Raw genomic sequence first — 25,226 nt, 5'->3', positions numbered from 1 at the left:
TCGTATTTCACGCGAGGAGCATATGCAAAAAGCAAAATTTGCCGGCGTGACTCTGTCGATGGTTTTCCTCGCAACGGTCGACGTCACGCGATCGGGTGCCGAGCCTGTCCTGAAAGGCGCGGACGCCTTCGGCGACTGGCAGCGCGACAAGCCCGGCACGATGCGCCTGATCACGCCGCAGGACTTGCCCAGACCGGGTGCTACAGCCTCCAGGAGCAATCCGTCGCGCGTGGTGCAGCGGCCTGCCTCGGCCGTGCCGCAGGTGCCGGCGGGGTTCAAGGTCGAACTGTTTGCGAGCGGCTTGAGCGGCCCGCGGATCATCCGGACCGCGCCCAATGGCGACATCATCGTCGTGGAAACCGGCCCCGGCCGCATCCGCGTCCTGCGCAGCGAGAGCGGTGCAAGCAAGCCTGCGACCAATGAAGTCTATGTCACCGGATTGAACCGGCCGTTCGGCATCGCGTTCTTCCCGAGCGGCGACAATCCGCAATGGCTCTATGTCGCCAACACCGACAGCGTTGTGCGCTTTGCCTATCGCAACGGCGATCTCAAGGCACAAGGCAAGGCCGAGACGATCGTCGCCAATCTTCCGCACGGCTACGGCCATTCCACGCGTGACATCGTGTTCACACCCGACGACAAGCGGATGCTGGTGTCGGTCGGCTCCGCCGGCAACGCCGGCGAGGGGCTTGGCCAGCCGCCTGGTGGCATTGAGGCCTGGAGCCGCGACCACGCACTCGGCGCAGCGTGGGGGGCCGAGACCGACCGTGCCGCCGTGCTCGCTTTCGATCCCGACGGCAAGAACCAGAAGCTGTTCGCCACCGGGATCCGCAATTGCGTGGGGCTCGCGATCCAGCCCGGCAGCGGCACGCCCTGGTGTTCGACCAACGAGCGCGACGGCCGCGGCGACAACCTCGTGCCCGACTATGTGACGCGCATTCGCGAAGGGGCGTTCTATGGCTGGCCCTGGTACTATATCGGCGCCAATGAGGACCCGGCGCATGCCGACGCGCGTCCCGACCTGAAGGACAAGGTGACAGTCCCAGACGTGCTGTTGCAGGCCCACTCCGCCTCGCTTGGCCTGACCTTCTATACCGGCAGCAACTTTCCGTCCGAATATCGCGGCGATGCCTTTGCCGCCGAACACGGCTCGTGGAATCGATCCAAGCGCACCGGTTACAAGGTCATTCGCATCCGGCTGAAGAACGGCGTGCCGACCGGCGAGTACGAGGATTTTGTCACCGGCTTTGTCATCGGCGACAATGAGGTCTGGGGCCGCCCGGTCGGCGTGACCGTGGCGCGCGACGGCGCACTATTGGTCTCCGAAGACGGCAACGGCACGATCTGGCGGGTGAGCCACGATTAGGCGTTCAAGCGAGATCCGCTATCCCAGACCGTCCTTGAGGCCGTATTCCTCGTAGATCGTGAGGGGGTCGGTATCCGGAGACAACCGGCATTTGGCCTGCGCCAGATGCAGCGTGACGGCGCCGGCCTCGCACCGCGCGGTCAGGATTTTCCGGACATCCTCCATATGCGCGCGCGGCTGATGCTTTGACGGCAGCTGTTCAAGCGCAACCAGCGCTGTGGCCAGGGCCTCCGTGACCACCCATTCGTCGTGTCCGGTAATTCCCTTTCGCGGCATCGCCACATCCTCCTAGTACCGGCTGCGACATTGTAGCGCGAGAAGGGTGGGGGCTGTCATCAGCCAACATGGGCAAGGCGCAGGGAACTGGCTGGAGACAGCCCTGCCACGATGTGCCGCAGGGAACCAGCGTGGCGGCGCGCGCGGGCAATGATTAGAACGGCGGTCACGCGCCTGCCCAATCAGCCAGCCGGATGTTCGAACCCTATCTCTCGGCCTGGAGCCTCGTCCCCGACGGCGATCCGATCGTGACCCGTGCTGCACGGTTGTTGCCGGTGCGGCGGCACGGGGTGCCTGCCATGCTCAAAGTCTCGCACGAACCGGACGAACGCCTCGGCGCCCTCGTGATGGAATGGTGGGATGGCGACGGTGCGGCGCGCGTCCTTGCCCGTGACGGCGAGGCACTGTTGCTCCAACGGGCGATGGGGTCGGCTTCGCTCAGCGCAATGGCGCGAACCGGCCGGGACGACGAGGCCTGCCGAATCCTCTGTGCGACGGCCGATCGGCTGCACGCCGAGCGAACCAAACCACGGCCGGATCTGACGCCGCTCACGCATTGGTTTCGCGAGTTGTGGCCCGCGGCGAGAGCGCATGGCGGCATCCTGAACCGGTCGGCTGAGATCGCTGAAGCGCTGCTCGGCGATCAGCGCGAGATCGTGGTGCTGCATGGCGACCTGCACCATGACAATGTGCTCGACTTCGGCGCGCGCGGCTGGCTCGCGATCGATCCAAAGCATCTCGTCGGCGAGCGCGGCTTCGACTTCGCCAACATCTTCACCAATCCGGATCTTGCCGATCCGACACGCCCCGTCGCAACCGAGCCCGGACGCTTTGCACGGCGTCTCGGCATCGTCGTCGAAGCCGCGCGGCTCGATCGCCGGCGCCTGCTGTCATGGATCCTCGCCTGGACCGGCCTGTCGGCAGCATGGTTTCTCGGCGACGGTGATCCGCTCGCCGACGTCGATCTGCAGATTGCAGGGCTTGCCGCGGCCGAGCTCGAGCGGATGGCGTAGGGCGCAGCAACTATGCCGCTGCGGCGCTCGCGCCACTCAGCGACACGCTCAGGATTCGCCACTTCGATATGTCGAAGAAGTAGGCGGCCTTGATGCGCGCGGAGGCGGGATCCGGCGCCTGAATCGCCGTGTGGAATTTCCGCTCCCCATCGCTCAGCGAAATCCGGAATGTCTGCATTGCTCGAACCTCCACGCGAAGATGCTGCGGCAAGGAGGGTTAACATCGAGTTGCTGTAGGGGGCGCGCGAATGTTACGCCGCTTCTCACGCCGTCTCAGTCAGGTGAGGCCGGCGGCAGCCGCACCATCGTATCCTCGGCGCCGACGACGCGTCCGTCCTGTGCGCGCAACTCGAGCCGGCGCACCGGCAGCCCGTTCTTCTTGTCGACCAGCAGCACATGCGCCTCGCCGGGCTCGAAGAAGAAATCCTCGCCCCATTGCCGGAGCGCGACCAGGAGCGGGAAGAGACCGCGCCCCTTCTCGGTCAGCACATATTCCTGATAGGGGCTACCGTCGGAAGCGGGCACCGTCTCCATGATGCCGTGGGCGAGAAGATTGCGCAGCCTGGCCGAAAGGATGTTCTTGGCAAGCCCGAGGCTCTTCTGAAACTCGCCGAACCGGCGCAGCCCGTCGAATGCATCGCGGACGATCAGGAGCGACCACCAGTCGCCGATCGCATCCAGCGGCCGCGCCACGCCGCACAAGGAATCCTTGTGGCTCACTCTCTTGGCCATCGCGCTTCGCCTGACGCTCCCCATGTCACGGTCCGATCGTCAGCTCGATATATCGGTTGCAAAGTGAAACCTCAAGCGGTACATAGTGGTTTCAAATTGAAACCATACGGGGCTCCTCATGATCCAAGCCGACGCCACATTCGAGGGCACCTTTCCGTTCGCGCCGCATTTCAGCACGGCTCCGGGCTTCCGGATGCACTATCTCGACGAAGGCCCGCGCGACGACGAGGTGGTGCTGTGCCTGCACGGCGAACCGACCTGGGGCTATCTGTTCCGCCATCTGGTGCCGGTGCTGAGCGCAACGCACCGCGTGGTCGTTCCGGATCACATGGGCTTCGGCAAGAGCGCGACGCCGACGCAGCGCAGCTATTGGCTGCAGGACCATGTCGACAATCTCGAAGCGCTGGTCCTCGCGCTCGACCTCACCGGCATCACCCTCGTCATGCACGATTTCGGCGGCCCGGTCGGCATGGGATTCGCCGCGCGCCATCCGGATCGCATCCGGCGCATCATCTCGGCCAACGGGCCGACGCCGTTCGGGCAGCGCGACTTGGTCGAGCGCGTCGTCGCAAACGCCGAGGTCTCGCCCTGGTTTCAATGGATCGCCAGGGCCGAGGCGAGCGGCGAGCTCGAGCCGGTGCTTGAACAGCTTGGCTTCAACATCCTGAGCACGCTGAAACTCAACGGCTTCGAGAACAATTCCGTCATCACCGACGCCTGGCTCGCGGCCTATGGCTCGCCGTTCGCGCGGCCGGCCGACTGTCTCGGCGCGGTCGGGTGGGCGAAGGGCTTTGCCACCGGTGCACACACATTCGCGGCGCCCCATCCCGCCGCCGACCGCCTGATCCGGAGCAAGCCCGCGCTCGCGATCTGGGGCGAGGCGGACCGCACGCTGCGTGCCGAGCATTTCCTGCCGCTGTTTTCCGCGATCTTCCCGGCGGCCCCGATCAGGCGTCTTGCCGGTGTCGGGCACTACTGCTTCGAGGATGCCCCGCAGGAAATCTCCGGCCTGATCGCGGAGTTCGTCCGGCAGACGTGACGTTGGTCAATCGAGAGAGCGCGGCAAGCGGGCTTGGGTCGGTTGTGTCAGCCAGCAGCCGGATGATCGCTTGGTCCGTGAAAAATGCTATTGACGCCTTGTGGGTTAGCTCGACAATTGCCGTAACGCGTAGCCAAGCCGTTCATGTTTACTCGAAGGAGTTTTTGATGAGGATTGTCCCGTTCGCTGCATGTCTTACGATCATTTGTCATGGCGCGGCCGCTCAAACGTCCGGATGCTCGGCCATTTCGAACGCGAGCGATCGATTGGCCTGCTACGACAAGGCCGCCTCGATCGCAGGTAATAGCCCGGAGAAAGACAAGACCGCGCCATCAGGCTCTTCAGACGCACCATCGAAGAAACGAAGCGTCGTCGAGATGCTTGCCGATGAGAACGCAAAACTGAACGCAAAGCTCAAAACCATATGCCGCGGCTGCTGACGTCGATGGAAAGCCGATCGGCCATCCACCGGCAGCGAGACCGTTTACTGATCGGGCCTTGTAATGAAGCTGCGGTTTTGATCGCGGATCTCCGCAGCCGCTTCGTCGTAGAGGAAGGGGAGGAAGGCATAACGCCTTCCGCGCGTGACCAAACTCACGGCGTGCAACAATGAGCAAGAGAAGACCACGGCGCACCCCGGGGCCGGCTTGAATGATTGAGGTCCGTATTCGGGGAAACCGATTTCGCCTCCCTCAAAATCCTCGTTGAGATTGATCGAAACGGCAAAGCGGCGGTGAGCCGTTCCCTTGGTCGTGTTGTCGCGATGAGGCGCAAAGTGCGCATTGTCGGCGGCATCGTAGCAACCGACCATGTATCGTTCGATGTGAGTGGCCTTGAATTGGTGAACCTTGGCGATCTCGGGGACGATCGCGCGATCGATTCTCTGGTCGACCTGCCGCCTCAGTTCGACATCTTCCAGAAGATAATCTCTCCGCGCCTTGAATCGCAGGTCCGTCACACCGACCGTCTTGCCGTCGATCTCGCGCATGACGCCGGACATTTGGCCGCCGTTCGCCTCGTAAAGATCGATCAGGCGCTTGCAGAAGCTGGGTTCGAAGACATTCGGCAGATAGAGGATCGGGGCCTGCAAACGTATTCCGGAGAAGCGATCTGGCGGCGGCAGAGAACGCAGGTGCGATATCAGCCAGGAGGTTCGCGCAATCGGAAGCAGGCCGATCACCCGCAGCGTTGGATCGATCAGCACCCACATCCGCGTGTAGCGGGATTGGTTGGCTTGGGCCTGGGAAACTGCCCCGTAGAGACGGCTGACTTTGCCGTCGAAATCCAAAAAGTACTTAACACCCTCTCTCTCGGATATCCTCTGGTCGGCCTTGTCCTTTTGATCGACCGTTACGCCATAGAAGGCCGCGTGCTTTCCGTTGAAAACGTCAGCGGCGTCCAGAACCTGCTGGATCAATTCGCGCGCCTGATCGTCACCTGCGCTGCCAAGAAAACAGAGTGCGAGATAGCGGCCGGCAGCAGTCGAAAACGTATAATTCGCAACCGAGAGCGTTTGTTGTGAAAACCACGGCGCTGCACTTCCCGGGCCAATATCCAGCTTCTCCTCGTGACTTTGAACCATCCGATCACCTCAATTATTCATCCGAGTATAAATTTCGCTTCACGCTGCCACAGCGAGCGCCAAACGAGGGATCACTGCAATGCGATCCGGGTGTCCGACATGGCCGTCGACCGCCCGAGCGACGCGCACGATGGTGGCCATGCCCAACTGAATGGCGATGAAGATGCCACGAATGCTCCAAAATGCCCAGCGCGCGCCAGCGTGGCCTGCGCACCCGAAGCCCGCCTTGAACCGCACAAGGCGGTCCGTCCCCGGATCACATGTCGCATTCCGCCGAGATCACCGCCTGGAGTGCCGGCACCCAGACCCGGTAGGCGGCAGCGGTGAAGTGAATGCCGTCCGGCATCTTCGCGCCAGACGGCAAATGCGGATCGATGAACCGAATGCCGCGCGCGACTGCGGCCGCTTCGATCTCGCGATTGCTTGCGCCGTCAGCTGCGACGGCAATGGCCACCACTGGTCGCGTCGACAGCGGCTTGACGGTGTCGACGAGGTCGGCGAAGTCGCGTTGCGCCGTTGGCGAACCGGCATCGTTCGCGCCGACCGCGAGCACGAGCAGGAACGCGCCCTGGTCCTCCAGCAGACGTAGGGCAAGCTGCCTCGCCTCCCGGATGGTCTGACCGCCGACGCCGGCGTTGATGACCGGACGTCCGCAAAGCTGCCGTGGCAGCGGAGCCATTTCAGTGATGCTGTCACCCAGCACGACGATCGGCGCCGTCGCACCGGTGAGCGCGGCGCCGATCATGAATTCACGCACCGCGGCGTGATCGTGAAAGCGATGTTGGGACACCTCACCGAAGCGATGGCGCATTCGCTGCAGTTCAGCGAAGGAAGCGACGAAGCCAACCAGAAAAATGATGGCCAACACCCAGGGAAGCGCGCGATACATTGCTCCTCGGAGGTAGCATCGCGGCCAAACCCCGAGCAATATTCAGAAACAACCGCAGCGTTCACGTTTTACGGATCACGTCTCTAGAGAGGTTACTGGATACGGCAACGCGCAGCCCGTTACCTTTGGTACAGTGATCTATTTGATTGATGTTGGTGATCTGGTTGTCGGTCGGATCCGTCTTGTCGCGCTTTCGGCTCTGAGCCCCTTGCAACCGGTGACACGCGTTAGCAGTCCTCGGTCACCGCCCGATGTCTTTGTCGAGCGGAAGCCGGCAACGCACAACGGTCTGGCCTTGCTCGCGAAGCAGTTGCAGGTCTCCGTCGAGCACACGCGCGCGCTCGTGCATTCCGGTCAGGCCTCTGCCGAACGTCAGGTCCTGCGGCAGGCCAATGCCGTCGTCGAATAGCTCGATCTCGATCTGATCTCCGTTGACCGTCGCCGTGACGCCCATCGTCGTCGCCTGTGCATGCCTAAGCACATTGGTCACACCCTCCTGGATCACGCGATAGGTCGTTTGCGAAAGCAGGCCGTCGAGGTCGTCCAAGCGATGATCGATACGAGATGTCACGCGGAGGCCGGGAGCCTGGGATTGGGCATTGCGCAGCAGCGCTTGCAGACTGGCGGCCAATCCCAGTTCGGCAATGTAGACCGGGCTGAGGCCCTCCAGCACGCGCCGGTTCGCCTGCTGCAAGGCCTCCGTCGCGCTGAGAATGCCGTGCGCGGGCGAGCCCGGCTCGGGAGGCCCTTCCGCCTCCGGATCGGACAGCGCCGTGGCGTTGGCGCGGATTGCGAACAGAAGCGGGCCCATCTCGTCATGCAGCTCACGGGCCAGTTCGCGGCGCTCGTCGTCCTGGACGGCAACGAGTTTGCGCAGCAGGTCCCGATTGTCGCGGCTGAGGCGTTTTAGCGTCGCGGCAAGCTCGTTGGCTTCTGCGCAGCTTTTGCGAATTTCCGGTGGGCCAGCCAGCGGGATCGCGGCATCGTACACGCCGTTGCGCATCCGGGTCAGTCCGGCACCGAGCTGCGCCAGCGGGCGAAGCGCCGTGCCCGTCGTAAAATAGGCGCTGAGCCCGGCGAGCAGCATCAGTGCCGCGCTCGAGCCGGCAACGGCCAGGAAGCCCATCCATTTCTCCAGGATCTCGGCCGAGAGGTCAGGGCTGAAGACGATATCACCGACATGCGTCGCTCGGATTGTGACCGGATGGGCGGAGCCGAGCTCGGGAATCCGCAGCAGAGCGGTAAACCAGGCGGGAACGTTGCCACGGTAAGTGTCCGACGTCGCGCGCTGCCGGTCGGCTCCCAACGGCACGAACGCGATGGCGGCAGGGGTGCCAAGGGAGGCTGCGAATGCATCGAGCGCTTGTTGCGGATTGTCCGCGGCCGCAAGCGCAGCATTTAGCGCCTCGGCTACGCGTTGGGCCGAGCGGGCGCCCTGGGCATTCTCATTTTCGAACTGCTCAGGCGAGAAGGTCCGCAGCGCAAGGCCGCCGAGCAGCAATGCGCCGACAACCATTGCAGCCATGGGCAGCAACAGCCGGGCGCGAAGGGAAAGGCGGTTCCACAGTCGATCCGGGAGGCTTGGCACTGCGGGCTCCGTTCGGGATTCTTCTCTTTCAATTTCCGCGCGAAGTTCTATTTAGGCGGAGGAGGTAGCGTGCAAGATACGGCCAAATCAGCCACCAGGATATTGATCGTCGACGACCATCCCGTGGTGGTGTCGGGCTGCCGATCCCTGTTCGCCGCAGACAAGACAGTGAAGATCGACGAGGCCGCGGATGCCAAAGCCGGTCATCGAGCTTTCCTGCAGAAGCGGCCGGATGTGACCGTTATCGATATCAAGCTTCCCGATGTTTCCGGGTTCGAGCTGCTGCGCAGGATTCGCAAGGACGATCCAGACGCCCGCATCATCATGTTCAGCATGAATGACGATCCCGCATTCGTCGTGCGGGCTGTGGAGATGGGAGCGCAAGGCTATCTGTCGAAGAGCGACGATCCGCGCCTTTTCGTCAAGGCGGTGCGCAAGGTCGCGGCTGGCGAACGATTCATTTCGCCGCATCTCGCCGAGGCGATCGCTTTCGGCGGTGCCGCGATCAAGGCAAACCCGGCCTCGCAGATGTCGGCGCGGGAGCTGGAAATCCTTCGGTTGCTCGGTCGCGGCGACAAGATCGTCGACGTCGCATCGGCGCTGGGCATCTCCTATAAGACCGTCGCCAATACCACGTCTCTGCTCAAGCAGAAGCTCGGCGCGAAGAGCCATTCCGACCTGGTGCGGATCGCCGTCGAAATGGAACTCGGCTGACCCTGCCGAGAATTGGACTGGCCGCGTCCAATGGCGCGGCCAGTCCTTCATTGCCGGAAGAACGGACTGCATTCGTCGGGGCAATGGAAGCGACCAATGCACCCTTCCAGCAACCTTCATTGGAAAGCCTCCGGACGGGTCACCACCTGGGGAATGACCAGCCTTGCCATTCCCCGGGCCAATCCGAATCGCGATAGCTCGCAACGCGCTGGCCGCGCTGTGCAAGCCGTGGGCTTCGCTCGCGCTGCGCGTGCCGGGTCGGCTTTGCATGCCGCGCGATCTGCTCGAGTGTTTTCGACGGGGGGGACCTGGGCGGGTCGGCCTCAGCGACAGCCGCGGGCTGCGGTGCGGGAGCTTGGGCAGTGATGGGAGCCGGGGGCGCCGGCGAGGCGGTGACGAGTGGGGCGCTTGTATCCATCCGTATCGCTTCCGGCCATTTTTGCCGCGAGTGAATGCGGATCGTTGCGCGGTCGATGTCGTTGCGGGCAACGGTCGCTGGTGCTGCCGGAAAATACCAATCCGCGACAAACAGCAATCCGAGCAGCACTGCGCTTGTAAACAGAAAGTATCGAAACAGAGGCATCAAACCGTCCCGCAATTCCGGGCCGCATGTCGGCACTGGCGCCGACCAACGGGAAAAAACGGCAATCGTTCCGCCAAAAAAGAGGCCGCCGATTGGCGGCCTCTTCGTGCAGCTGGTGCGCGAGCTACCAGGTGGTCCACCTGCCGCCGCGCCAATAGCCCCGACCCTCGTGCTCACGGAAAGTGAACCGCTCGTGCGGTCCCCAGCGCCAATTGTCCTCGTGGACAACGACGCCGGCGTCTCTCGGATAATCGTAAACCTCGTGGGTGTGCCAGCACACTTGCCCAGAGCATACGATCGCAGCCGATGCGCTCATCGCGGAAGCAGCCAGAAAGCCCGCCCCAAGAATGGCGCCGACGGCCGTTTTGCCTATCAGTCCCATGTCATGTCTCCTCATGCCGAAACCATTCCCCGTGCGCCGACAGTTGGGATTCACGGCTGTTCCTGGCTTTCGGGAGAAATATGCAACTTGGCTGGGAACGGTCGGCCACTGCCGCGGTTGATGGCTTGTGCTTTAGGCACACAATCAACTTCCCCCAAGGGCTCCGGCGCGGTTCCTCGGCTGCGCCGGAGCTAACATTTGCGTCCGAGCCTAAGCGCAGAATGTCGCGTTGAACCGTGCGATATGGCACGCAGTTAATCGCGTCAGCTGAAGCGCCTCCAGGACAGCAGACGTTTGTCGGCAGCACGCTAATGGCAGTCGAACGTCTGCTAGAGCGGCGTCCGGACCTGTTGGGCGGCCGGCAACGTAAGGTTCTTCGCGGCTCTCGATTCCACGAATAGGCCGGAGGTTACGATCAGGGCCAGAGAGAAAAATGCCACCACCGACATGCATGCAAACTGATCACCAGCGCCCATCGCAGCCACTCCGCGTTCGTTTCAAGCCGTGAACGTGGCAGACATCAGTTCGTTCCTTCGATCGGGAAAAACCGGCAATGGTCGGCTAATCATGGTCACTGTGAGCACAGGGATATGACGCCCCGTCAGGGACGGGGCAGGGCGATGGTCACGGATGGGCCCTCGAAACGGCGGCCCAGGTATCTCCGAGAGAGGTGACGTATCTCTCATATGTTAATGCCGGAACCAGCCCTGGAAACGAAAAGCAGACGCCGATGCCTTGCCGGAATCGATGCCCGCCCGTAGTCATCCGAAGGGTGCAGTTGATGGACTTCATCGACCGCTACTTTTTCGCCGCAACGATTACAGTGACTGTCGTGCTCTGGCTTTACCTCGCTTTGCTGGTGGCCGGTAGCTGACGGCGGACGGACGCCTGAACGCGAGCTTTGGTTGGCCGAGCAGGCCATGGCCTGCTTCAGGCAAGCGGAACGCGCGCCGTTCCGGGAAACCCAATCGGCGCAACAACGTTAACTCCTCGAAATCATCCGCGAAGATCAACGAGCAGAGGTACTGCTATGCGTACGATCTTGATCGTGGAAGACGAGTATTTCATTGCGGACGACTGTGCCACGCTGGCACGTCAGGCCGGCTACCACGTCGTCGGGCCGTTCGCTTCGGTGGATGAAGCTCACCCGCATGCATCCAGCGCTTGTGGCGCGCTGATCGACATCAACGTCAATGGAACCGCGTCCTACAAATTGATCGATGCGCTGCTTGAGATGGGCACGCCAGTCACGCTGTATACTGGGTACGATGCCGGCATTCTGCCTGAGAGGTACGCGCACCTTCCGGTGGTGACCAAGCCGCGGGGGTGCGCCGAAGCTCTCGGGATATTGTGCAAGCAGATGGCCTCGGCCGGATAGGACAGCACACCAACTCGATCTGCAGCGGTCGAATCGCGCCGGAGGTGCAAACGGCTCCCGTTGTGACATTGGAACCGCTGGCACTGCCGCCGCGTTGGTGGCGACCTATGTCTTTGGTCCCGATGCATGACGCAGCCTGATGTCCGGAAGGGCATGCCTTCCGTCCAATTGTCACGCGACGAGTTCGAGCGGCGCTATCGAAGCCGATTCACCGATCCTGGTTTTGGGCCACTGCATCGCGAGATTGATGCGATCGTCGCGGCCGCATGGGACGCCTACAGTCATTCGCGCAAGGCGCCGCAGACGCGGCAGGCCGGGCCCGGATTTTCCGATCCGACTTACGACATCGCCGTCGACTGGCTGGCAGCGCAGCAGGCGATACTGGAGGCTCAACGGCGCCACGACTCGGCCGATGCGCCAGCACGTATTCTCGTTATCAATGGTTCGCCCCGCAGCGAGCATACTTGCCCTGGTGAGATGTCGAAGACGTGGCGTCTGGTTAAGCTGGCTGAGCCGGTTCTTCGACAAATGGGCTTTGCCGTGGATATTCTGGATCTCTCGAGATTGACGTCCGAGTTCGGCAAGCAGATTCACCCCTGCAAGTCCTGCGTCGCGACGGCGATGCCGCTTTGCCACTGGCCGTGCAGCTGCTACCCGAACTACTCGCTGGGGCAGACCGACGACTGGATGAACGAGATCTACCCGCTTTGGGTAGCTGCACGCGGCATTCTCATCATCACGCCGGTGAATTGGTATCATGCGCCTGCTGGGCTGAAGGCGATGATTGACCGGCTGGTTTGTGCGGATGGAGGAAACCCAGATCCGTCTTCGACGCACGGCAAACGAGCGGACGAGGCCAAGGCGCTGGAGCTGAAGGGCTGGTCCTATCCACGCCATCTCGCTGGCCGTCATTTCGGCATCGTGGTGCACGGCGATAGTGTCGGCGCCGAAACGCTCCGGCGGTCATTGTCGGACTGGCTGACCGATATGTGTCTCATTTCGAGCGGGCGTGCCGGGGAGGCGGACGGCTATCTCGGCTACATGGAGCCCTACGCGACCTCGCATCAGGCGCTCGACAAGGACACGACGTTTCAGCAGGAGGTCGTGAATGCGGCGAAGGCGCTGGGAAACGCCGTAAAGCTCGCGCGTGCGGGCAAGCTTGAAAATCCCAGAGGGGGCATCGACGATCCCAATCCGAAGTGAGGCTTTGGATAACTCCGCGGCCTATTCAAGGCTGCCCGGACCCGCCCGCAGATCCGTAGACCTGACCCGTCGCGTAGCTCGCATCGCCTGCGGCGAGCTGCACATAGATCGATGCGAGTTCTGCCGGCTGGCCAGGCCGGCCAAGCGGCGTTTGTCCGCCGAACTTCTCCAGCTTTTCCATCGACGCTCCGCCGGAGACTTGCAATGGGGTCCAGATCGGACCAGGCGCGACGCCATTCACCCGGATCCCCTTCGGGCCGAGCTGCTTGGCCAGCGACTTCACGTAGTTCATGGTCGCAGCCTTGGTCTGCGCATAGTCGTAGAGTTCGGGCGAGGGGTCGTAGGCCTGCTCGGAGGTCGTGCCGATGATGCAGGCGCCAGGCTTGAGATGCGGCAGCGCTGCCTTGATGATCCAGAATGGCGCGTAGATGTTGGTCTTCATCGTCGCATCGAAATCGTCCGATGAGACGTCGAGGATGGACTCGCGCGATTGCTGGCGGGCAGCGTTGCAGACGACGATGTCGAGACCGCCCAGGCCGTCCACGGCGCGCGCAACCAGCTCCCTGCAGAATGCCTCGCTCCTGAGGTCGCCGGGGATCGCGAGCCCGCGGCGGCCGTCTGCCTTGATCAGTTCGATCACGTCCTGTGCGTCCGGCTCTTCGGTCGGGAAGTAGTTGATCGCAACGTCAGCGCCTTCGCGGGCAAACGCGATGGCCGCCGCGCGGCCCATGCCGGAATCGCCACCCGTAATCAATGCCTTTCGGCCTGCCAGCCGGCCCGAGCCCTTGTAGCTGGTTTCACCGTGATCGGGACGCGGCTCCATTTTGCCTGCGAGGCCGGGCCATGGTTGCGACTGCTTCTTGAATGGCGGTTTCGGATGGAGGCGGGTCGGGTCTGTTAGGCGTTCCGGTTTCATCGGCTCGTTTCCCTGGCTGTTTGTTGAGGCGATCACCAGACATGATCGACCTCCCGTCCGGCTGGACAACATGCCTGGGCGAGATTCGTTGCTGCCTGCTTGCGTCGTCGACCGCCACCCAGCCGTTCGACCATCCGCGACGCCGCGGATCAGTGCATCTTGGTCGTTTCTGCGGGCTCGACCGTCACATACGCAGGCAGCCGCAGATAGGCCGGATCGAACCTGGCCAGGCGGACCAGTCCGTTCCAGTCGGTGATCGTGATGATCCTTGAATGCCATTGCAGCAGGTTACTGCGGCGAAGTTCCTGGATGGTGCGATCGACGTGAAGCGCAGACAGGCTGCAGGCCGCACCAAGGTCGGACTGCGTAAACGGTGATGGAATTCGAAAGTCCCTTGCGAGGCCGACGGCCCGAAGGCGCACGAAGATCTCGCACAGCAGATGAGCCACGCGTTGCAGCGCATCGCGGCTGCTCAAATTCACGATCCAGTTTCGCGACCCGGCGGCATCGCCCAGGATCAGAAGAAGAAGTGCATGCGCAAGCGATGATGATAATCCGCACAGATCGCGCAAGACGTCATGAGGAACCGAAGCAATAACGACCGGCCCAACCGAGACGAGATTGTAGTCGAGACGAGCATCGTGGATCGTAAAGAGATCCGGGACATCACCGGGGACATGGATCGAAACGATCTTGTCCTCGCGGCTGTCGAGGTCGAGCCAACAAAGGTATCCCTGCAGCAGCAGGTGGCAATGCGTTGATGTCTCTCCGCGTCGCAGGATGTGATGGCGATGGCCATAATGATCGATACTGCTCGGCAGTTTCGCGAGCAGATCGAGATCATCAGGCGACAATTCGACCAGATTTGCCAGGCGACCGGCAAATTTCGAGAAAACGAATCCTGCTTGCATGGCGCCGCCCGCGATTGCCCCAGCGCCTGAACCTAGTGACGACCGCAAGGGCATGTCATTAACCTATGACATGCCGCGCGGGCGGACGACATCGACCACTGCCAACAGAGCCAAGTCGATCCCAGTGCGGGTGAGGGCGGAAGCGTAATCTGGGTCCATGCGCATGTTGCGGCACGATCGCCGCAGCGAGAATACGCGGACGAGCAGCATCATTGTCGCGACACATTCTGTCCAAGCCGACACATTCTGTTCAAGCTTTGCACCCGTTCGACCATCGGTCGAACTGCTAGTCCCAATTGGCTCCGTGAAGAATTCTCAAGCGCTTCAAGTTCCAGGCGTAGTCTCGGTTAGCAACTTTCCTGAATAAGGTTTATTGTCTTTCCATCACCGGCCGAGGCTCTGTCCGTAGGCGTCGGTGGCTGAGAGACCGAGTGCGCTCCCGCCTGCAAGGTCGAGGGAGCGCGCAATGACGCCAGCCAGCCCGATTCCAGCTATCCGCAGCTCACGCCCGACGTCTGCACAAGACGCGGCCATCATCGATAACTCCAGAGCCGTTATCGCGCGATCGCTGGATATTCTGAAGCAATGCCAGCCCGGGACATTCCTCGGAAGCCAACGGCGTGAGGAGACGTCCCGGCAAGAATAACGGATATTCAAGCGCCTGTGCCTTAATTCCATGATGGAAAGGGCGAGACCAAAGAAACGGCCCCAGCGGGGGGCACGGGCTGAGGCCGCTCTTGCACTGTGGTGTCCAAGAGCCGCCGGCAGGGACAGCCCTCGAACCTGCGACAACTGGCGCCGTGTGGGGCCAGTTCCTAACCGATCAAGAGGCAGCTGACGCCGACGACGAGCGCGAGAAACGATAGTCCCGCGATGCTCAGGAAGCCGTAGTCCAAGCCGTCCATTTTCTCCAATCTGAACATTCGGACAATCTGCGCCTCGGTTGCAGCCGGTGGCATTTAAGTATGCATGTCAGTAGAGGTGCCCTATTTCGTCAGCATCAAAAAGGAGCGACCCCAGCGAGAGGGGCGAGGTGGGGCATCCTTCATTCCGTCGTTGCTGAACCGCCAGTGCCGATAATCAGGAGGACCCTCGGGCCCGACGCGGCCGCCACCGAGGGCAAGGGCTCATCGGGTCAAAATGTTTCGCTGCCTGCGTCAGGGCCGTTTGGGGCCCGTTGCCCGGATCCGTCGGAGCAACTTCTTGTCGGCGTCAAGGAAGCAATCGAGATGCGAAGCGAATTGGTAGCTGAGCGCCAACCGTCGCCAGGATCGCGCCAGCAACTCGTAATCCTTGCGAGCGGTTTCGTCGCCCGACGTTGCGGCGCGTTGGTCGGCATCGTCAGCCAATAGCTGACATTTCGCGATCTGGCCGGTTGAATCGTGCAGCATCGCTGTCCTTCATGGAAGAGGATGCATCGAGCAGAGCAACTCGCCGGTGATCGACCCTAGCTGATGTTGGGCCTCAAGGTCCGCAGTTGCGCGGCGACGCGGCGTAGCTCATCAGCCAATTGCACATTGCGCAGGCGAGTCTCGCTGACGGTTGAGAGGTCCGCGACCAGCGCCCGCTCTGCGGCCGTCTGCTCCAGTTGCTCGATACGTCTTTCGATCTCGGTCATAACGCATCCCCCGTCCGATATCGTGACGCGGGCATGGTGAGCCACCTTGCGAAGGTGCGCCTTAACATTTGCAAAGCGCCCGCCGGATTTCTTTTCTCCGCAGCGCGGGCTATTGCGCTAGAACCTGATCGTTAGGCGAGCGGACGCTGGCTGCGTTCAGGCGCGCAGGATCATGCCCGCCAGGCTCCGCGCCATGGCGCGATGGTCGAGCGGCTTTTCCCACAACGCGACGTCCGCGAACTCGTTGCTGATCACGATCCTGTCGTATCCCGAGGTGAACACGATCGGCACGCCGCGCGCGCGCAGCTCACGCGCGACCGGATAGATCATCTGCTTGCGGATGTTCACGTCGAGTACCGCGCCGTCGATCACGCCGCCATCATGCAGCATGCGAAGTGCATCGTCGATGTCGCCGACCGGACCGGCGATGTCGGCGCCGAGCGAACGGAATGCGCTGCCCATGTCATCGGCGAGAAAATATTCGTCTTCGACAATCAGGACGCGCCGTCCGGTCAGGAGTGGACGTTCGCGCGAACCGGCAGCAAATCGAGACATATCGGCTCCAGCCTTCCGGCGTGAAATCACCGCAAAATTGGAACATAGGACGAAACCTCGCCTTGTTGCAAACAACGTTAAAAGGGCCGGTTCCATGCCCAACCACGACATCATCGTCATCGGCGGTTCGGCGGGGGCGACTGCACCCTTGAAGGATATTCTCGGCCGGTTGCCGTCCGATCTGCCGGCTGCGATATTCATCGTATTGCACATACCGGCACACGGCATCGGCATTCTCTCCACCGTCGCCAGCGCGGCCGGCAAGTTGCCGGTCCGGCAAGCGGAAAGCGGCATGGTGATCGAGAACGGTCATGTCTACTTGGCGGCACCGGACTGTCATCTCCTGATCAATGACGGCCATATGATGCTCGGGCGGGGGCCGCGCGAGAACCTGGTGCGGCCGGCGATCGATGCGTTGTTTCGCTCGGCCGCGCTGCACTACGGACCGCGGGTGATCGGCGTGGTGCTGAGCGGCCTGTTGTCCGACGGCGCGGCGGGTCTCAACGCGATCAAGCGTTGCGGGGGGATCGCATTGGTTCAGGAGCCCCAGGACGCCATGGCCGACGAAATGCCGCTTCGTGCGCTGGAAGCCACCACGGTCGACCTGTGTGTTCCGGGGGCTCGGCTTGGTGACGTGCTGTCGGATCTGGTTCGGGAGCGAGCCGGCGCCGTCCTGCCGATTCCGCCCGAGATCGTGCTGGAGGTGAAAATTGCGGCGGGCGAACGGGTCGGCAGTGACACACTGGTCGAGATCGCCGATCCTGCGCCGCTGACCTGCCCCGGGTGCGGGGGTGTCCTTTCCGAACTCAAGATGGGCCATCCGCTGCGATTTCGCTGTCAGGTCGGCCATGCCTATACGGCCGATGCCCTCGCCAAGGAGCAGGAGGGCCGGGTCGATGAGGCGCTTCGGGTCGCGCTGCGCATCATCGAGGAACGTGCCGAGCTGGTGCACCGCATGGCCGAGGACGGCCGCCAGAGCGGACGTCCGGCAGTCGCGCAGATGTACGACGCTCGCGCCGCCGAGTATCGCGAATATGCCGACATGATCCGCCGCGTCATGCTAGAATCACTCGATCCGAAGCGACCGGCGCGGAAGGAACCGTGATGGCCAGCGCTGATTACGCGAACTGGGCCGAACAGCTCCGGTCCGAGCGAGTGATTCTGGCAAAGGCGGAGATCGATATCGAGGAGGGCTGGCGGCGGCTCCGCAACCAGCAGGACCTGCTGGATTGGCTGCAGCGGGCCGGCCACGACACCAGACAGGCCGAGCGCCTGGTCGGCCTGCTCAAGCGGACGCTGGTCGAGTGGGAGCGGCACCGCAGCCTGATCGAACAGCGGGTCGCTTATCTCGAGGAACGGGTCACATTTACCTAGTCTCAGGAAGGAAGTGAGTCAGGCCGAACTAGCTTTTTGGGGGTGCTGGATACGCCGCATTGCCCTGAATACGGCCCCGACCTCGTACATGTGGTCGAATTGCTGTAAGACGCTTTGCCGCCAGCGGTCATTTTCGTCCATCAGACGCTGTGCATCGGCCATTGCTCGCTCGGCCCGCTCGATCAGGGCTGCAAGCTCCTCGGATACATGTATCGTCGGTAGGGCTGCCACGCCGGCAGTATGGCGCTTCCCGCCTACAAAAACAATCGGCGCCGACGAATGATAGTTCCCCATGGAAATCGCAGAATTCCCCACTCCGACCATTTGGATAGGAGTAAACTCTGCTATCAACGGGCGCGGGTGAGATCCCCGCAGGAGAGTGAGAGCCGCAGCTACCATGGATGACGTCGGCCAGCCGCAGAGCGGAGATGAAGAGCGCCAGTCCAAGGCGCCGCTGATCATAGGCGTGGGCGCGTCCGCCGGCGCGCTGGATAGCATCGAGCAGTTTTTTTCCAGGCTGAAGCTCACCCCGGACCAGTCCGTGGTGCTTGTGTTGCAGTACCGCGACGCGGTGGATGATGCGCGGTTGCGCGACGTGTTGCAACGCGCGGACGGCGCCAGCTTGTCCGAAATCAGCGACGGGCAGTCTGCCGAAGGCGGCATTGTCTATCTTTGCCCCGCCGACATGATTACCACGATCCACGGCGATCGGTTCTGGGTTCGTCGCGCCGAGCAGGCGCGAGGTGAGCGTGCGACCATTGACAGCTTCCTGGTCTCGCTGGCGGAAGAACGTGCGGAGGAATCCATCGGTGTCGTGCTCGCCGGGACGGGGGGCGACGGTACGCTTGGTGTCGCGACCTTGAAAGATCATGGTGGCCTTGCGATCGCTGAGCGCATCGGTGGCGGCCAGTCCGATCCGCACGAGGAGGGCAATTCGGCGGTGGCGATCGCCGATTTCGTGCTGCCGCCCGAGGAGATCCCCGAGCATATCGACGTCTATGCGCGCCACCTGCGTCGGCTCGAGGAGAAGCAAGGTTTCGACGAGGTGCTGGCCGCCGCGGCGACCTCGCTCGCGCGCATCGCGGACATCCTGCGCAACAAGACCGGCAACGACTTCCACGGCTACAAGCAGAACACGTTTCTGCGCCGCGTCCAGCGCCGCATGCAGGTGGTGCAGATCGACGACATCTCCGCCTATGTTGATTTCCTGAGGAACGACAAGGACGAGACGCTACATCTTTTCAACGATCTCCTGATCGGCGTCACGGAATTCTTTCGGGACAAGAAGGAGTTCGATGTCCTGGAAACCCAGATCATCCCGAAGATCCTCGAAGGGAAGGGCGCGGGCCAGCAGGTGCGCGTCTGGGTGCTCGGTTGCGCCACCGGCGAAGAAGCCTATTCCATCGGCATCCTGCTGCGCGAGCACATGGCCGGCCTCGATTCGGTGCCTCAGGTACAGATCTTCGCGACCGATATCGACGGCCGTGCACTCGCCGCTGCGCGTGTCGGGCGGTATCGCATCAGTATCGAAAACGATATGACGCCGGAGCGGCTGGCGCGTTGGTTTGTGCGGGAAGGCGATACCTATTGCGTGGTCAAGGAGCTGCGCGAGATGTGCATCTTCTCGCAGCACAACGTCATCAAGGATGCGCCGTTCTCCAAGCTCGATTTGATCTCTTGCCGCAATCTCCTGATCTACCTCAATGCGGAGCTGCAGAACCGCGTCATTCCGCTGTTTCACTTTGCATTGTTGCCGGACCGATTCCTGTTTCTGGGCAATTCCGAGAACGTCACGCGGCATCCGAAGCTGTTCGCGCCGGTCGATCGCCGCGCACGCATCTTCAAGAAGCTCGAGACCGGGACACGGTTGCCGCCGGAATTTCCCATTACGACGGCGGCCGGGCGGGCAGCGGTGGATATCCCTCCGATGCGCGCCGTCGGTCCGGATGTCGGCCTCGAGCGCCGCGCCCAGCGCATCTCGGAGCGCTATGCGCCTGCCTATGTCATTACCGACGACAACTTCCAGATCCTGCATTTCTCCGGCCGCACCGGCCGATACATCGAGCCGACCGCAGGCACCGCCACGCTCGACCTGCTGCAACTTGTGCATCGCGACCTCAGGCTCGAGCTGCGTACGGCGCTCAGCCGTGCCGCGGAAACAAACGAAGCGGCGCATGCCGAGCAGGTGCAACTCGGCGTCAACGGACACCGCGTGCTGGTCGACATCGTGGTCGAGCCCATCCTGGACGGAGCCGCCAGCCACCGGAGCTTCGTCGTGCTGTTCAAGGATGGCCCGATCCGCCCGGTGGACCCGCCCGAGAATAATCCCAATGTTCTGGTCAGGACCGAGCATGTCGAGCGGCTGGAGAGCGAGCTGCGCGCCACTCGCGAACGGCTGCAAGCCACGATCGAGGAGCTCGAAAGCACGAACGAAGAGCTCAAGTCCTCCAACGAGGAATACCAGTCGCTCAATGAGGAGCTGCAATCCGCCAACGAGGAACTCGAGACCTCGCGCGAGGAATTGCAGTCGGTCAATGAGGAGCTGACCACGGTCAATGGCGAACTGGCGCACCGCGTGCAGGAACTGACCCGTGCCACCAGCGACCTGAAGAACTTCCTCGAAAGCACCCAGATCGCAACGGTGTTCCTCGACAACGATCTGAGGGTGATGAACTTCACGCCGGCAATCACGCAGTTGCTGCATCTGGTCGAGACCGATGTCGGCCGCCCGATCGCGCACATCAAGGCGCGCATTCCGATCGAGGAGCTTTACGACGACGTGCGCCGTGTGCTGCGGACGCTGGCGAGCGCCGAGCGCGAGCTGACCGCGCCCGACAGCGGCACCCGCTACATTGTGCGCATCCTGCCTTATCGCAGCATCGATAATTTCATCGCCGGCGTCGTGATCACCTTCATCGACGTTACCGCGATCACGCGGGCCGAGGAACGGCAACGACTGCTGCTTGCCGAATTGCAACACCGCGTCCGTAACACGCTCGGTGTGGTCCGCTCGATCGCGCGTCGCTCGGCCGAAACCAGTGCCAGCGTCGAGGACTATGCATCGCATCTCGACGGCCGTCTCAATGCCTTTGCGCGAACGCAATCGCTGGTGACGCGCGATCCGGAAGGCGGCGTCGACCTCGAATACCTCGTCGTCGAGGAGTTGCTGGCCTACAATGCGCGAGAGGGCGAGCAGCTGAAAGTTTCAGGCCCCAAGATCCGGCTGCAGCCCAAGGCTGCGGAGACCTTCGCGCTGGCGATCCACGAGCTTGCAACCAACGCGCTGAAATATGGCGGGCTGAGCGCGACGGCCGGGCGGATCGAAGTCAACTGGCGCATCGATGACGCGGCCGAGCCACGACAACTTGTGTTTGACTGGCGCGAACGGGGCGGGCCGGCGGTCACGCCGCCGCGTCGCAGGGGATTTGGATCCGAGCTGCTGGAGCGGACCCTGGCGTTCGAGTTCAAGGGCAAGAGCACCCTCGACTTCAATCCATCGGGCGTTCAGTGCACGATCGCAATTCCGATCAGCCCGCAAACCATCCATACGCCGAGTGCGGGGAACTGAGATGCATCCCCCGATGCTCGAGGGGACGCTCGCGCAGCCGGTGATCCGGCGGCTCAACGCCTTGCGGCAATTGTCCGAGCGAGGGATCGCGTTGCTGCAGCAGGCGATCCTGGAAGGACTGCAGCGTGCGCGTCCAGGCGAAGACCTTGTGAGCGAGGGTGATCCGATCGACAGCGTCCGGATCATTCTGTCAGGCTGGCTCTGCCGCTACAAGACGCTGGAGGACGGCCGGCGGCAGATCGTCAATTTTGTTTTGCCGGGCGATTGCTGCGACGCCTGCGTCTATCTGCTGTCAGTGATGGATCACTCGATCGGTGCTCTGACCCCGGTTACTTATGCCGCGATCAGGCGGAGCGCGTTTGAGCAGCTCCTCGCGAGCGACCGTTCGGTCGCGGAAGCCATGTGGTGCGAAACCATGGTGAACAGCGCGATCCAGCGCGAATGGACGGTCAATATCGGTCGGCGTGTCGCGCTGGAGCGTGTCGCGCACCTGTTGTGCGAGCTCCACGAGCGGCTGCTTCCAGTCGACATGATCGAGGATGGCTCCTGTCTGTTTCCGATTACGCAAATGGACCTGGCTGATGCCACCGGCCTGTCCGTGGTCCATGTCAACAGGACGTTGCAGGAGCTGCGCAGCTCTGGCCTGATCGTGCTGCGCGACCGTACGCTGACGATCACCGATCTGAAGGTGCTCAAGGACACGGCGCTGTTCTCGGCGGATTATCTGCACACCAAGCGGCGCGGCTAGGCGTTGTCCCTTGCAGCGTCTGCCTCGTGATGGCGCGAATTTCCGTACCACTTTAACATACTTAAAGTCGCGTCTTGCTGCTCCGCGTAGCTCTTCGTCCAACGCTAGAGGCAGGGGGAGTGCGATGCTCGATGGTGAGACGGTGGCCGTGCTTCGCGCAGTGCTCGACGAGGTCTGCGGAGACGTCCCGCGGTCCGATACCACGCGGCGGACAAGTGTGGCATCAGGACTGCTGCAGGCCGTTCGTGACGGGCGTTCGTCGATCGACGAACTCAGGCAAGCCGGCCGGGCTGCGCTGTGCAGCGTCCCAACGATGTGGCCCTGAAAGCCGCGGCGTCGCCGATATCGCAGTGCACAGTTGCTGAGGTGAGTGCCGGAACATGTTTCGACGCGCACTGGCTTGAGATGGCGCTCTTGAAGGAGCGTCAGCTCAGCTGAAAGAACTCCACTCTGGGCCTCGGCTCCCAATCCCTGGGCCGAGGCTTTCTTTTGTCGAGTTGAGGTGCGGGTAGCCGTCGCGCGAGTGCGCGTCCGCGTAGGAACTTTGGCTTCTCGGGCAGATTGTCAGCACGACGTGAGCGGAGGAGGCTTGCATGAACCAGCTGATTTATCTGGTCGGACTGATCGTGGTCATTCTCGCGATATTGTCATTCTTCGGGTTGCGATAGGCGCGTCATGGATAACGAGCATGGGCTTGCCGTGTCCGCCGCCAACAGGACCGGCCTTCGGCTGCAGTGGAGCCCGGTCATTGCCGGCGCACTCACCGCGGCGGCGTTAACGGCGATTCTGATCGGATTCGGTGCTGCAATTGGCTTGGGCGTGAGCTCGAGTTCGCCGTCGTGGCGCGATGCGTCGGCTGCGCTTGCGCTGCTATCTGGGCTGTACCTGATTTTGCAGGCGCTGGTCAGCTTCGGCGTCGGCGGATATATCGCCGGCCGAGCGCAGCGCGTCATCGGCGCGACACCAGCGGATATGATCGAAAGCCGCGACGGGCTGCATGGTCTGACGGCTTGGGCCCTCGCTGTCATCCTGGGAGGGGCGATCGTCGCGCTGGTCGGCATGTCGACCGCGCGCCCGGTGCTGCAGAACCGGCCATCGGCGACGGCCGCGGAGCCGCTCCTGAGCGTAGAACTCGACCATCTTTACCGGTCCGTTCGGCGCCCGGCCAACATCGACATCGGTTACGAGCGCGCCGAGGCCGGCCGTATCCTGCTGACCAGTTCGAGCCACAGCGGGATCAGCGCCGAAGATCGCAGCTATCTGATCCAGCAGGTTGCGGCCACAACCGGCCTGGCTGCCGCCGAGGCGGAGAAGCGCGTCGACAGCGTGATCGGAGATGCCAGGACCACCATCCAGCGCTCGCGGCGCAGCGCGGTGATCCTGGCGTTCTCGGTGGCGGTAGCGCTGCTGTTCGGTGCGGTCGCGGCGTGGGCAGCAGCCTGCGCCGGCGGCCGCCATCGCGATGGCGCAACTCTGCCAGAGTGGATGGGCGGCAGGCCGACAACGGCCGTGCCGGTCGTCTGATGCAGTTGAACATTCCTTCAAGGGAGACGATGATGGCGACGATCTTGGTGATGGATCACTCCGGCGACACGCGGCAGCAGTTCGACCCTAACGACAGGGAGCAGCTCGCCTGGGCGAATGCGCGCTTCGCTGAGCTGACAGCCGACGGCTATACTGCTGCGGTGCGGAGGTCCTCCGGCGAAGCTGCACTGGTCCGCGCGCTCGATCCGGTCGCCGAGGAAACCTTGTTCTATCCCAGGCTGGTCGGCGGTTGACGCCATGATGGCCCGTCTGCGTGAGATGGTTCTGGGGGGCCGGCTACGGCGCGCTGCCGCCAGGATCCACGCGCCGCTGGCGTCGATCTGGGATCGCTGGACGGCCTATGAGAGATGCGAGGCGCGCGGAATTGCGTTGATGTCCTCATGGCTCTCACCGGAGCAGCGGGCTCAGTTCGAGAAATACAGACGCTTCGATGTCATCGGCTCAGAATCTGGCAAGCGATACCGCATTTGCTACGGGACATCGACCAACGTCTACGAGATGGACGGCCGGGATCGCGTCGTGCTGGGCTGGTGCTTCCGTCCCGTCGGATTTCTGGTGCCCGGCGACGTCATGCTTGCCCAGAAGATCGCGCTGGAAACCAACGAGCGCGCAACGCTCATGGTGGCGCAGCCATTCCCAAGCTCGCTGCCGCCGCGTGCCAGTTTCCCTGCAACCCGTTAGGTCTTCTTGCTCATCCTGCGGGTTGCCGGAAGCCGACGTACAACGGATATCGCCAAAGGACATCGCTATGGGCGCCAAGTCCCGACCGCCTTCGCTGAGCTTGATCTTCCGCTCCTACCTTGGGGATTTACGGCAGTGGATCGGGCATTTGGTGACCGGCTACGCGCTGGCAGGCGGCTTCATGCTAGTCGGTGCGGTGTCGCTCGTGGTCGCGATCGGGATTGGGGTCGCAGCGGCCTTCCACGCTCTTGAGGTGCGTTACGATATCTGGATGGCATACGCAGGGATCGGGGGCGCCTTTGTGCTCGTTGGGCTCGTGGGGCTGGTCGTGGGTCGCGCGCTGCTCGCGCGTCCGGCGCCGGCCGCACCTCGCCCCAGCCGGCAGGCCGACATGATCAAACGGTCGATCGCAGTGCCTGTCGCGGCGCGCCTCATTGCCACTTCCCGGACCGGAGCGAACGCGGATACCACAACGCAGGTGCTGGCCGCCGGTGCTGCTGTCCTTCTGGTCGGCTGGTTTGCCGCATCGCGTTTCAGGCGCCGGCCGGATGCCATTCAGGACTAG

At 62.7% G+C, this 25,226-nt stretch carries 26 protein-coding genes; 15 read left to right on the top strand and 11 right to left on the bottom strand.

The genetic code is table 11. The features are described 5' to 3' along the window. Nucleotides 1-58 precede the first annotated feature (58 nt). Nucleotides 59-1,366, top strand: a complete 1,308-nt coding sequence (locus ACVIW0_RS19100) for a PQQ-dependent sugar dehydrogenase (protein WP_461357370.1) — start codon at nucleotides 59-61, stop codon at nucleotides 1,364-1,366. Between the two features lie 18 nt (nucleotides 1,367-1,384). Here ACVIW0_RS19100 and ACVIW0_RS19095 read toward each other — a convergent pair whose 3' ends face one another. After that, entirely contained in the window at nucleotides 1,385-1,642 is a 258-nt protein-coding gene (locus ACVIW0_RS19095) for a hypothetical protein (RefSeq protein ID WP_461353712.1), read from the bottom strand. A gap of 194 nt (nucleotides 1,643-1,836) precedes the next feature. On the opposite strand from ACVIW0_RS19095, the gene ACVIW0_RS19090 reads away from it, so the two are divergent. After that, the gene (locus ACVIW0_RS19090; RefSeq protein ID WP_461353711.1) at nucleotides 1,837-2,655 is read left to right on the top strand and encodes an aminoglycoside phosphotransferase family protein; all 819 of its coding nucleotides are present in this window, start codon (nucleotides 1,837-1,839) and stop codon (nucleotides 2,653-2,655) included. A gap of 10 nt (nucleotides 2,656-2,665) precedes the next feature. Here ACVIW0_RS19090 and ACVIW0_RS19085 read toward each other — a convergent pair whose 3' ends face one another. Next, nucleotides 2,666-2,833 (bottom strand): hypothetical protein, encoded by a 168-nt coding sequence (locus ACVIW0_RS19085; protein ID WP_176531327.1) that lies wholly within the window; start codon nucleotides 2,831-2,833, stop codon nucleotides 2,666-2,668. Between the two features lie 95 nt (nucleotides 2,834-2,928). Then, nucleotides 2,929-3,387, bottom strand: coding sequence for a winged helix-turn-helix transcriptional regulator (locus tag ACVIW0_RS19080; protein ID WP_461353710.1), 459 nt, complete (start codon nucleotides 3,385-3,387; stop codon nucleotides 2,929-2,931). Between the two features lie 118 nt (nucleotides 3,388-3,505). Between ACVIW0_RS19080 and ACVIW0_RS19075 the strand changes: the two genes are divergently transcribed. After that, a complete protein-coding gene (locus ACVIW0_RS19075) occupies nucleotides 3,506-4,426 on the top strand; it encodes an alpha/beta fold hydrolase (protein WP_461353709.1) in 921 nt (306 codons plus the stop codon). Between the two features lie 167 nt (nucleotides 4,427-4,593). After that, the gene (locus ACVIW0_RS19070) at nucleotides 4,594-4,866 is read left to right on the top strand and encodes a hypothetical protein (protein ID WP_461353708.1); all 273 of its coding nucleotides are present in this window, start codon (nucleotides 4,594-4,596) and stop codon (nucleotides 4,864-4,866) included. 44 nt (nucleotides 4,867-4,910) lie between these two features. Here the strand turns inward: ACVIW0_RS19070 and ACVIW0_RS19065 are convergent, their stop codons facing one another. From ACVIW0_RS19065 to ACVIW0_RS19055, 3 genes are all read right to left on the bottom strand, one after another. Continuing rightward, nucleotides 4,911-6,008: a 2OG-Fe(II) oxygenase gene (locus ACVIW0_RS19065; RefSeq protein ID WP_461353707.1), complete on the bottom strand. Its 1,098-nt coding sequence runs from the start codon at nucleotides 6,006-6,008 to the stop codon at nucleotides 4,911-4,913. 256 nt (nucleotides 6,009-6,264) lie between these two features. After that, nucleotides 6,265-6,897, bottom strand: a complete 633-nt coding sequence (locus tag ACVIW0_RS19060) for an SGNH/GDSL hydrolase family protein (RefSeq protein WP_461353706.1) — start codon at nucleotides 6,895-6,897, stop codon at nucleotides 6,265-6,267. A 241-nt stretch (nucleotides 6,898-7,138) separates the two neighbouring features. Next, a complete protein-coding gene (locus ACVIW0_RS19055; RefSeq protein WP_461353705.1) occupies nucleotides 7,139-8,398 on the bottom strand; it encodes a histidine kinase in 1,260 nt (419 codons plus the stop codon). A 156-nt stretch (nucleotides 8,399-8,554) separates the two neighbouring features. Between ACVIW0_RS19055 and ACVIW0_RS19050 the strand changes: the two genes are divergently transcribed. From ACVIW0_RS19050 to ACVIW0_RS19040, 3 genes are all read left to right on the top strand, one after another. Next, nucleotides 8,555-9,199 carry a response regulator transcription factor gene (locus ACVIW0_RS19050; RefSeq protein ID WP_461357369.1) on the top strand — a complete coding sequence of 215 codons (645 nt, stop codon included), beginning with the start codon at nucleotides 8,555-8,557 and terminating at the stop codon, nucleotides 9,197-9,199. Between the two features lie 1,995 nt (nucleotides 9,200-11,194). Next, nucleotides 11,195-11,542, top strand: coding sequence for a response regulator (locus tag ACVIW0_RS19045; RefSeq protein ID WP_461353704.1), 348 nt, complete (start codon nucleotides 11,195-11,197; stop codon nucleotides 11,540-11,542). A 126-nt stretch (nucleotides 11,543-11,668) separates the two neighbouring features. Continuing rightward, a complete protein-coding gene (locus ACVIW0_RS19040; protein WP_461353703.1) occupies nucleotides 11,669-12,745 on the top strand; it encodes a flavodoxin family protein in 1,077 nt (358 codons plus the stop codon). Between the two features lie 25 nt (nucleotides 12,746-12,770). On the opposite strand, the gene ACVIW0_RS19035 is transcribed toward ACVIW0_RS19040, so the two are convergent. The 4 genes from ACVIW0_RS19035 to ACVIW0_RS19020 form a co-directional block, all read right to left on the bottom strand. Beyond that, nucleotides 12,771-13,661 carry an SDR family oxidoreductase gene (locus ACVIW0_RS19035; protein WP_461353702.1) on the bottom strand — a complete coding sequence of 297 codons (891 nt, stop codon included), beginning with the start codon at nucleotides 13,659-13,661 and terminating at the stop codon, nucleotides 12,771-12,773. Nucleotides 13,662-13,810: 149 nt separating this feature from the next. Beyond that, nucleotides 13,811-14,572 carry a Crp/Fnr family transcriptional regulator gene (locus ACVIW0_RS19030; RefSeq protein WP_461353701.1) on the bottom strand — a complete coding sequence of 254 codons (762 nt, stop codon included), beginning with the start codon at nucleotides 14,570-14,572 and terminating at the stop codon, nucleotides 13,811-13,813. Nucleotides 14,573-16,019: 1,447 nt separating this feature from the next. Next, nucleotides 16,020-16,190 carry a hypothetical protein gene (locus ACVIW0_RS19025; protein WP_461353700.1) on the bottom strand — a complete coding sequence of 57 codons (171 nt, stop codon included), beginning with the start codon at nucleotides 16,188-16,190 and terminating at the stop codon, nucleotides 16,020-16,022. Between the two features lie 156 nt (nucleotides 16,191-16,346). Then, nucleotides 16,347-16,745, bottom strand: a complete 399-nt coding sequence (locus ACVIW0_RS19020) for a response regulator (RefSeq protein WP_461357368.1) — start codon at nucleotides 16,743-16,745, stop codon at nucleotides 16,347-16,349. Nucleotides 16,746-16,839: 94 nt separating this feature from the next. On the opposite strand from ACVIW0_RS19020, the gene ACVIW0_RS19015 reads away from it, so the two are divergent. Both ACVIW0_RS19015 and ACVIW0_RS19010 read left to right on the top strand, forming a co-directional pair. Next, nucleotides 16,840-17,850, top strand: coding sequence for a chemotaxis protein CheB (locus ACVIW0_RS19015; protein WP_461353699.1), 1,011 nt, complete (start codon nucleotides 16,840-16,842; stop codon nucleotides 17,848-17,850). Then, on the top strand, nucleotides 17,850-18,119 hold the full coding sequence (locus tag ACVIW0_RS19010; RefSeq protein WP_461353698.1) for a hypothetical protein: 270 nt from the start codon (nucleotides 17,850-17,852) through the stop codon (nucleotides 18,117-18,119). The genes ACVIW0_RS19015 and ACVIW0_RS19010 overlap by 1 nt, the downstream gene beginning before the upstream one ends. 18 nt (nucleotides 18,120-18,137) lie before the next feature. Here the strand turns inward: ACVIW0_RS19010 and ACVIW0_RS19005 are convergent, their stop codons facing one another. Further along, nucleotides 18,138-18,413, bottom strand: a complete 276-nt coding sequence (locus ACVIW0_RS19005; protein WP_461353697.1) for a hypothetical protein — start codon at nucleotides 18,411-18,413, stop codon at nucleotides 18,138-18,140. A 103-nt stretch (nucleotides 18,414-18,516) separates the two neighbouring features. On the opposite strand from ACVIW0_RS19005, the gene ACVIW0_RS19000 reads away from it, so the two are divergent. The 6 genes from ACVIW0_RS19000 to ACVIW0_RS18975 all read left to right on the top strand — a co-directional run bounded on the left by ACVIW0_RS19000 (nucleotide 18,517) and on the right by ACVIW0_RS18975 (nucleotide 25,226). Further along, complete coding sequence (locus ACVIW0_RS19000; RefSeq protein ID WP_461353696.1) at nucleotides 18,517-21,687, top strand: CheR family methyltransferase; 3,171 nt, start codon at nucleotides 18,517-18,519, stop codon at nucleotides 21,685-21,687. Between the two features lies 1 nt (nucleotide 21,688). Further along, nucleotides 21,689-22,435, top strand: coding sequence for a Crp/Fnr family transcriptional regulator (locus ACVIW0_RS18995; protein WP_461353695.1), 747 nt, complete (start codon nucleotides 21,689-21,691; stop codon nucleotides 22,433-22,435). 675 nt (nucleotides 22,436-23,110) lie between these two features. Beyond that, a complete protein-coding gene (locus ACVIW0_RS18990; protein WP_461353694.1) occupies nucleotides 23,111-23,959 on the top strand; it encodes a hypothetical protein in 849 nt (282 codons plus the stop codon). Between the two features lie 32 nt (nucleotides 23,960-23,991). After that, entirely contained in the window at nucleotides 23,992-24,213 is a 222-nt protein-coding gene (locus tag ACVIW0_RS18985) for a hypothetical protein (protein ID WP_461353693.1), read from the top strand. 4 nt (nucleotides 24,214-24,217) lie between these two features. Further along, on the top strand, nucleotides 24,218-24,661 hold the full coding sequence (locus ACVIW0_RS18980; RefSeq protein WP_461353692.1) for a hypothetical protein: 444 nt from the start codon (nucleotides 24,218-24,220) through the stop codon (nucleotides 24,659-24,661). Between the two features lie 67 nt (nucleotides 24,662-24,728). Next, nucleotides 24,729-25,226 carry a hypothetical protein gene (locus ACVIW0_RS18975; protein ID WP_461353691.1) on the top strand — a complete coding sequence of 166 codons (498 nt, stop codon included), beginning with the start codon at nucleotides 24,729-24,731 and terminating at the stop codon, nucleotides 25,224-25,226.

Source organism: Bradyrhizobium sp. USDA 4454 (genome assembly GCF_054822705.1).
The sequence above is the reverse complement of the archived record's forward strand: the minus strand, read 5'-3'. Positions and strand labels throughout refer to the sequence as shown.